7 protein-coding genes and 2 pseudogenes are annotated in these 7,850 nt (G+C 60.7%); 2 read left to right on the top strand and 7 right to left on the bottom strand.

What is annotated here, in order from left to right:
• From IBX59_RS14455 to smpB, 6 genes and pseudogenes are all read right to left on the bottom strand, one after another.
• Positions 1-512: pseudogene (locus IBX59_RS14455) on the bottom strand (L-malyl-CoA/beta-methylmalyl-CoA lyase); the annotation flags it as partial.
• A 97-nt stretch (positions 513-609) separates the two neighbouring features.
• Complete coding sequence (locus tag IBX59_RS14460) at positions 610-1,506, bottom strand: NAD(P)-dependent oxidoreductase (protein ID WP_296376813.1); 897 nt, start codon at positions 1,504-1,506, stop codon at positions 610-612.
• On the bottom strand, positions 1,503-3,050 hold the full coding sequence (locus IBX59_RS14465; protein WP_296376815.1) for a trimethylamine methyltransferase family protein: 1,548 nt from the start codon (positions 3,048-3,050) through the stop codon (positions 1,503-1,505). Before IBX59_RS14465 ends, IBX59_RS14460 begins: the two co-directional genes overlap by 4 nt.
• An 84-nt stretch (positions 3,051-3,134) precedes the next feature.
• Complete coding sequence (locus IBX59_RS14470) at positions 3,135-4,319, bottom strand: amino acid aminotransferase (RefSeq protein WP_296376817.1); 1,185 nt, start codon at positions 4,317-4,319, stop codon at positions 3,135-3,137.
• Positions 4,319-5,185 (bottom strand): 3-mercaptopyruvate sulfurtransferase, encoded by an 867-nt coding sequence (gene sseA / locus IBX59_RS14475; protein WP_296376825.1) that lies wholly within the window; start codon positions 5,183-5,185, stop codon positions 4,319-4,321. Before sseA ends, IBX59_RS14470 begins: the two co-directional genes overlap by 1 nt.
• Before the next feature lie 68 nt (positions 5,186-5,253).
• Positions 5,254-5,727, bottom strand: a complete 474-nt coding sequence (smpB, locus tag IBX59_RS14480; RefSeq protein ID WP_296376819.1) for an SsrA-binding protein SmpB — start codon at positions 5,725-5,727, stop codon at positions 5,254-5,256.
• Between the two features lie 108 nt (positions 5,728-5,835).
• Here smpB and IBX59_RS14485 point away from each other — a divergent pair, with 108 nt between their 5' ends.
• The gene (locus IBX59_RS14485; protein ID WP_296376821.1) at positions 5,836-6,279 is read left to right on the top strand and encodes an ion channel; all 444 of its coding nucleotides are present in this window, start codon (positions 5,836-5,838) and stop codon (positions 6,277-6,279) included.
• Here IBX59_RS14485 and dapA read toward each other — a convergent pair whose 3' ends face one another.
• Positions 6,280-7,152, bottom strand: coding sequence for a 4-hydroxy-tetrahydrodipicolinate synthase (gene dapA / locus IBX59_RS14490; RefSeq protein ID WP_296376823.1), 873 nt, complete (start codon positions 7,150-7,152; stop codon positions 6,280-6,282).
• 147 nt (positions 7,153-7,299) lie between these two features.
• On the opposite strand from dapA, the pseudogene IBX59_RS14495 reads away from it, so the two are divergent.
• A pseudogene (locus IBX59_RS14495) lies at positions 7,300-7,850 on the top strand (lytic transglycosylase domain-containing protein); the annotation flags it as partial.

The raw sequence follows: 7,850 nt of genomic DNA on the forward strand, positions 1-7,850 counted from the left end.
GCCGCGAAATCAGCCGCCCCCAGTGACATGGCCTGCAAACGGGGTGATGCGGCGGCGATTTCTTCCACATGGGCGATGCCAGCGGCGGATTCGATGATGACCTCTAGGCTGATCCGCTTTTGCCGGCCCTTGGCCGCCTCGATCGCGGTGACCAGCGCATCGACAGCGTATACATCCGCCGCACATCCCACCTTGGGGATCATGATCTGATCCAGCCGGTCACCCGCCTGTTCCAGCAGATCAACCACATCGCGATACCAGAACGGCGTATCAAGGCTGTTGATGCGCACGGAAAGATACTTGGTGTTCCAGTCGACCGTGTTGATCGCGTCGATCACATTGGTGCGCGCGGTGTCCTTGTCGGATGGCGATACGCTGTCTTCCAGATCAAGGTTGATCACATCCGCTGCCGATGCCGCCATTTTCGTGAACAGTTTTGTGTTCGATCCCGGCCCGAACAGCTGGCAGCGGTTGGGGCGGGCAGGGGGCGTGGGTTGCAGGCGGAATGACATGGGCGATCCTTTGGGTAGCAAAATTGCGTCACAAGTTACCTGCCGGATATAATATGACCTGACCGCCCGCAACCCGGATTGTGCAACCGCAGCAAATTCACAGCCGCGCGGGGAACCCCGGCGCGCGCAGGTCGGTGGCCAATGCATCCTCTAGCAGTTTCACGATCTGGGTGGATTGTGCGCTGCCGCCGTATGCCGCCTTGCCCTGTTTGAATATGTCATGCACCAGATCGGCCAGCGCCAGCGGTGTTCCGGTTTCATCCGAAAACCCCTTGGCAAAGCGCAGATCCTTAAGCGCAAGGTCCATTGAAAAAGCCACGTCATAGCTACCGTTCAGGATCAACTGCCCTTCGGTCTCATGCACAAAGGAATTGCCCGAAGAGGCCGCGATCGCCTGCCAGGATTTCGTAAGGTCCAGCCCGGCGCGTTTGGCCAGCATCAGTGCTTCGCCATCCGCGACAAGGTGGATAAAGGCCAGCATGTTGGTGATCACCTTGATCACGGCAGCAGACCCCAGCGGGCCCATATGGATGATCGTGCCGCCCATCGCCTGCAGGGCAGGGCGGTGCAGGTCAAACAGCGCCTGATCGCCGCCCACAAGCACGGTGATGTCACCGCTGGCCGCAAGATGCACGCCGCCGGTGACAGGGCATTCGATGCAATTAACCCCATGTGCGGCAGCCTTGGCGGCCAGTCGCACGATATCATCGCGCCCAAGGGTGGACATTTCGATCCATGTCAGTCCCGGTCTTGCGGTGGTCAGGATCTGGTCCAGCACGGACTCTGACACCACAGGCGACGGCAGACAGGTGATGACCGCATCACAGCTTGCGGCCAATGCGGCAGGGTCAGCGGCCAGCACAGCGCCAAGGTCGGTCAGGCGGGTGGTATTGGCGATATTCTGATCGAACACCACAACGTCAAAGTCGCCCCTGACCAGACTGGCGGCCAGATGCCCGCCCAGATTGCCGCAACCGATTACGCCATACTTCATGCCAGATGTATCCTGAATGTGGACCGGATCGCCCGGTCGATTTGGGGGTCGATCTGGTGGCTTGCCTTGGCCAGAATCGCGTTCTTGCGCGCGATGGCGGTTTCCAGCAGATCGGGTTTGTCGTTTTCGGCCCATTCTTTCGGGCTCATCCTGTTACCGACGGTGGGGTAGATATATTCTGTCTGCATCAGTTTCAGCGTCTGGTCACTGCCCAGATAATGCCCCGGCCCGTTCAGGCAGACATCGCGCATCACTTCGATCGACACGCTGTCTTCGGTCACGTCGATGCCGCGCACGCAGCGCATGACCTGCCCCAGAATATCGTCGCCCAGCACAAGGCTTTCGAAACAGAAGCCCAAAAGCGACGCATGCATTCCCGCAGCCTCATAGACCATGTTCAGGCCTGACAGGCCCGCCATGACATTGGTTATGCCCTGTTCCCAGCCTGCCTGCATATCGGGCAGTTTGCTGTCGGAAATCCCCGCTGCTGCGCCGCCGGGCAGCCCGTAAAACCGGTGCATCTGTGCGCATCCTGCCGTCAGCAGCGCCTGTTCGGCGGACCCGCCCGACATCGCACCTGTGCGCAGGTCGGATACGAACGGCCATGTGCCGAATATCGCCGGATGCCCCGGCATCATGGCGTTGACGTAAACCATGCCCGCCAGACATTCCGCCACCGCCTGCACGATGGCCGTGGCGATGGGGGCAGGGGCTGTGGCACCAGCTTGGCCCGCCGACAACAGCAGCACGGGCATGCCACCCCTGATACATGCCTCCATCACCAGACAGCTTTCGGTGGCGAATTTCATCGGCGGCACAACAAAGCAGTTGGAGTTTGACACGAAAGGCCGTGCGCGCCATGCGTTTTCGCCGCCTGCAATCATATGGGCCAGTTGCAGGCAACCCGGCACGTTGGCAACCTCGGTGAACGATGTGCCGACGTGTTTTGTGGTGCCTGCGCAACTGGCGTAAAGCGTGTTCAGGTCCAGTTCGTAATTGTCAGGGATATCGCGGCACACCATCGCACGTTGGAAAAAGTGTATGTTATCAAGGTTTTGCGTCAGCCGCGCGGCATCGTAAAGATCCTGCACCTTGCTGTCGCGGTAGCTGTTGGTTTCCAGGTCAACCAGATGCACAGCCGCCCCCGCAGTGCCAAAATGCACCCGCGTGCCGGACAGTTTCAGATCGTGTTGCGGATCGCGGGCGTGCAGGGTGATGTCGCGGGCGGCAACCGCCAGCATATCCTCGACCAAGGCGCGCGGAAAGCGCAGACGCCCGTCATCGCCCTGAATGGCACCCGCGGCGGTCATGATATCGACCCCCGATTGCGGGGCTTGCGACAGGCCGATTTCCTCGAGTGCTTGCAACGCTGCCTGATGGATGCGGGCGACCTGCGCGGTGCTGAGCGGGTTATACAGCCCACCCGACATACCGGGCCGGACGGGCCGCACATTGTCGGCCAAAGGTGCCGCCCGCAGCGCGACGCGCGCGGCCCTGCCGCCGGACCGACGGGGGCCAGCCCCTGTGCTGGTTGCTTCGCCCATGATCCATCGCTCCTTTTTGCCTTTGACCCAAGCGTAGGGGGCGGATTTACGACCTGTCTATCCTGTTCGCGTCAAAAGCGGCATTCATATTCCGGCGACGACGATGGCGTTTGCAAGGATCGGCACGGTGTTCGTGTTCAAGCCCGCAATATTCAACCGGCTGTCGCCGACCATGTATATTCCGTGATCGGCGCGCAGTTTTTCCACCATCTCGGGCGTGGTGCCAAGACGGCTGAACATGCCGCGATGATGTGCCAGAAAATCGAACCGGTCGGAATTGGTCAGCCGCTTCAGTTCATCCGCCAGCTGCTGTCGCAGGGCCAGCATGCCGTTGCGGGTGTCTTCCAGTTCTGCCTCCCAATCGGCGCGCAGTGCGGGGTCGGTCAGGATGGTGGTGACAACGCGCGCCCCGTGATCGGGCGGGAAAGAATAGTTTTGCCGGTTCAGAAAGGCAAGGTTCTGCTGCGCCAGCGCCTGTTCATCCGCATCGCGGGCCACGGCCATCAAAATGCCTGTGCGTTCGCGGTAGATTCCGAAATTCTTGGAACAACTGGCCGCGATCAGCGCATTGTCAAAGCCGCGCACGATCTGGCGGGTGATCTGCGCATCAGCATCTAGTCCGTCGCCAAAGCCCTGATAGGCAATGTCGATGAATGGCACCGCACCTTTTTTCTGCATCAGCGCAATCACCTGATCCATCTGGTCTGTGGTCAGGTTGGCGCCGGTCGGGTTGTGGCAGCAGCCGTGCAGCAGCACCACATCGCCCGCGGTCAACCCGTCCAGATCGGCCATCATGCCCGCGAAATCGACACCACGCGTGGCACTGTCGAAATAGGTGTATTCGGCCATTTTCATGCCCAGATATTTGATGATCGACGGATGGTTCGGCCATGTGGGGTTGGACAGCCAGACGGTGGCATCGGGGCTGGCCATGCGGATCAGTTCCAGCGCCTGCCGGATCGCGCCTGTGCCGCCGGGGGTGGCCACAGCGGCCACGCGGGTCGCATCAACGCTGTCACCCAGCACCAGATCACGCATTGCCGCGCCAAAGGCCGGGTCACCGGCCAGCCCGGTATAGGCCTTGGTGGTCTGGTCGGCCACGATGCGGCGTTCGGCCTCTTTCACGGCGCGCATGACAGGGGTGTTGCCGGTCGCGTCTTTGTAGACGCCGACGCCAAGGTCGATCTTGTCGGTGCGCGGATCGGCCTTGTAGGCGGCCATCAGGGCAAGGATTTTGTCGGCAGGTTGCGATTTGAGGTGTTCCAGCATCAGGCAGCTCCGGTAGCGAGTGGAAGGTCGGCATACATGCCCCATTCGGACCATGAGCCGTCGTAAAGTGAATGATCGGTCTTGCCGGTCCGTTCAAGGGCCAGCGACAGGATCGCGGCCGTCACGCCCGATCCGCATGTGGTAATGGCGGGCTTTTGCAGATCGACGCCCGCATCGTGAAAGACCGTGCGCAGGGCGCTGGGCGATTTCATCGTGCCGTCGTCGTTTAACAGATCCTTAAAGAAAACGTTACGCGACCCCGGAATATGGCCTGTGCGCAGACCTTCACGGGGTTCGGGGGCTTCGCCCCTGAACCGTTCGGGCGCGCGGGCGTCAATGATGACATGATCGCCCAGTTTGGCAGCGCGGGCCACTTCGGTCACGTCGCGCACCAACAGGTTCTGGCGGGTGACAGTCATGTGCCGGTCGCGGATCGTGGGGGGGGTGTCTGTCACCGCGTGCCCGTCGGCCAGCCACTTGGGCAGCCCGCCATCCAGCACGGCCACGTCTTTTTTGCCCATCAGGCGAAACAGCCACCAGACGCGCGCGGCGGAAAACAGCCCCGCACCGTCATAAACGACAACCTGATGCCCGTCGCCCACGCCAAGCGCGCGCATCCGCGACATGAACTTTTCCACCGGCGGGGCCATATGCGGCAATTCCGAGCGATGGTCGCTGATGTCGTCGATATCGAAAAACCGCGCACCGGGAATATGGGCCTGTTCGTATTCTGCAACGGCGTTGCGCCCCATGTCGGGCATATACCAAGAGGCGTCAAAAATGCGCAGGTCTGGGTCGCGTAAATGGCTGGCAAGCCAGTCGGTGCTAACCAGCGTTCTTGGGTCATCAGCTGCGGTCATGGTCATCATACGGCCTTCCGTTTTGCGGATGGCGCATGGGTATCGCGGGCTGGCGCATCTGGCAAGATGCGGTGCTAATCGCCGTGCTTCAAAAGCCGCTGTTTCTGGCGGCCCCAGTCGCGCTTGGCTTCGGTTTCGCGCTTGTCGTGATTTTTCTTGCCCTTGGCAGTGGCGATCTTCAGTTTTACCAGCCCGCGGTCGTTGAAATACATCACCAGCGGCACCAGCGTCATGCCTTCGCGCTTGGTCGCGTTCCACAGTCTTGCCAGTTCCTTGCGGCTGACCAGCAGCTTGCGCCTGCGCCGTTCTTCGTGGCTGAACATCGCGCGGTCATAGGGCGCGATATAGGCGTTCGTCAGCCACAGTTCCCCGTTTTCTACCGATGCATAGCTATCGGCGATATTGGATTGCCCGGTGCGCAGCGATTTCACCTCGGATCCGGTCAGGATGATGCCGACCTCAAGATCGTCCTCGATCGCGAAATCATAACGGGCACGCCGGTTTTCGGCGATGACCTTGTAGTTTTTATTTTCAGGTTTCTTGGCCATTGTCGCGCAGAGATAAGCGATTGCGGGCGGCGGGACAAGATGTGGCATTTGCCACTTTGCAATCATGGCCGGCGGGCTATGCTGCACAACCAAAGAAAGTGGATACCAATGTTCATCCAACTGGCGCTTGGCACCTTACTGTTGCTTTTGTCGATCATCATCGCCGGTATCAGTTACTGGCTGATGGAAATCGGCTTGATGCGGCTGCGCCCGTGGCTGACCCGCACGCCACACCGGCCCAAGCTGATTCTCGTGCTTTGCGTCGCTGCAGTCTGGATCCTTGGGCAGATGACGGCAGGCGTGTGGATGTGGGCCTTTGCGTTATTTGGTCTGGGCGTGTTCGACACAATGGAATTGTCGGTCTATTTTTCGCTTGTGTCATTCACCACGTTGGGGTTCGGCGATGTGCTGTTGCCGATCGAATGGCGCTTGCTGGGCGGGCTGGCTGCGGCCAACGGGTTGTTGAACATCGGCCTTGTCACCGCCCTGCTGGTCGAGGCGCTGCGCCAGATCAGGCTACAGCAACTCGCCGTTCTCAAGCAGGAAACCTGACTAGTTCAACAGCCCCGCGTGAATCATGCCCGCGCGGATTTTTTCCTTGGTGCCATCAGTCAGCGGGACCAGCGGCAGGCGCACCTCATCCGCACACATCCCCAACAGCGACAGACCGTATTTTGCCCCCGCAACACCAGGTTCGATGAAAATCGCCTCGTGCAGGGGCATCAGCCGGTCAAGCTGTTCCAGCGCGCGGGCATAATCGCCTGCCAGCGTGCTTTTCTGAAATGCCGCGCAAAGGGCCGGTGCAACGTTTGCCGTCACCGAAATGCAACCAACTCCTCCGTGGGCGTTGAACCCAAGCGCTGTGGCGTCCTCGCCCGACAGTTGAATGAAATCGGCCCCGCAGGTGACCCGCTGTTTGGGCACACGCGACAGATCGCCGGTGGCATCCTTGACCCCGATGATCATCGGGTGCTTGGCCAGTTCGCCCATCGTCGCCGGGGTCATATCGACCACCGACCGTCCGGGTATATTGTAGATGATGATCGGCAGGCCACAATCGGCGGCGGCGGTAAAATGCGCGATCAGCCCTGCTTGCGTCGGCTTGTTATAATAGGGCGTGACCACAAGTGCCGCATCTGCGCCCACAGATTTGGCGGCCTTCACCAAACGCACGGTTTCTGCAGTGTTGTTCGATCCCGCCCCGGCGATCACAGGAATGCGGCCTGCCGTCTCTGCCACCACGATTTCGACAACGCGGTCGTGTTCGGCGTGGGTCAGCGTCGGGCTTTCGCCTGTGGTGCCGACAGGGACAAGGCCATCGCTGCCCTGTTCCACATGCCAGTTGACAAGTTTTTTCAGCGTGGCCACATCGACTTGGCCGTTCGCAAACGGCGTGACGAGAGCGGGGAGAGATCCCTTGAACATGGCACGCTTCCTTCTGTGTGGCGATCTGAGTCGCTTGGGTAAAATCGCGCGGACACTAGACGGCTTTTTGCCGATTGCCAAGTTTGTGCGTTGTGATTGAATGCGCGCGCGCTAGGTTGCGTGTGAACCTGCGATATGGGGCATTTGATGCGATTTTTGATCTTTCTGGTTGGGTTTTTCCTGCCAGCCCTGCCCGCGATGGCCCAAGGCACGGATCCAAACGCCGTGGCCGCAATCGAGATGGGGCGCAACGACTGGGATCAGGCCCTGAAGCTGGCGGAAACGGCTGAACCGCTGGCGGTGGATGTGCTGACATGGATGCGGCTTTTGGACGGCGACGCGCCTTTTGCGCGCTATCAGTCCTTTTTGGCGGAACGGCCCGATTGGCCGCGCATCGACCGTTTGCGTGCCGCGGGCGAGCGCGTGATAGAAAAAGGCCACAACCCCGCGCAGGTGGTTGCATGGTTCGCCGACACCGCCCCCCAGACCGGCGCAGGCGCGCTGCGTCTGGCCGAGGCGCTGACCACAACGGGCCAGATCCAACAGGCCGAAGCGATCCTGCGTGAGGCTTGGCTGTCGCTGGGCCTGACCGCCACCGAACATGACGATCTTATAGCCGCCTTTGGCGATGTGCTGGCCCCTTTTCACATTGCCCGAACCGATGCAATGCTGTGGCGGTCGCGCCGGTCGGATGCGGA

The sequence above is a fragment of the Yoonia sp. genome, assembly GCF_014859355.1.
Lineage (GTDB): Bacteria > Pseudomonadota > Alphaproteobacteria > Rhodobacterales > Rhodobacteraceae > Yoonia.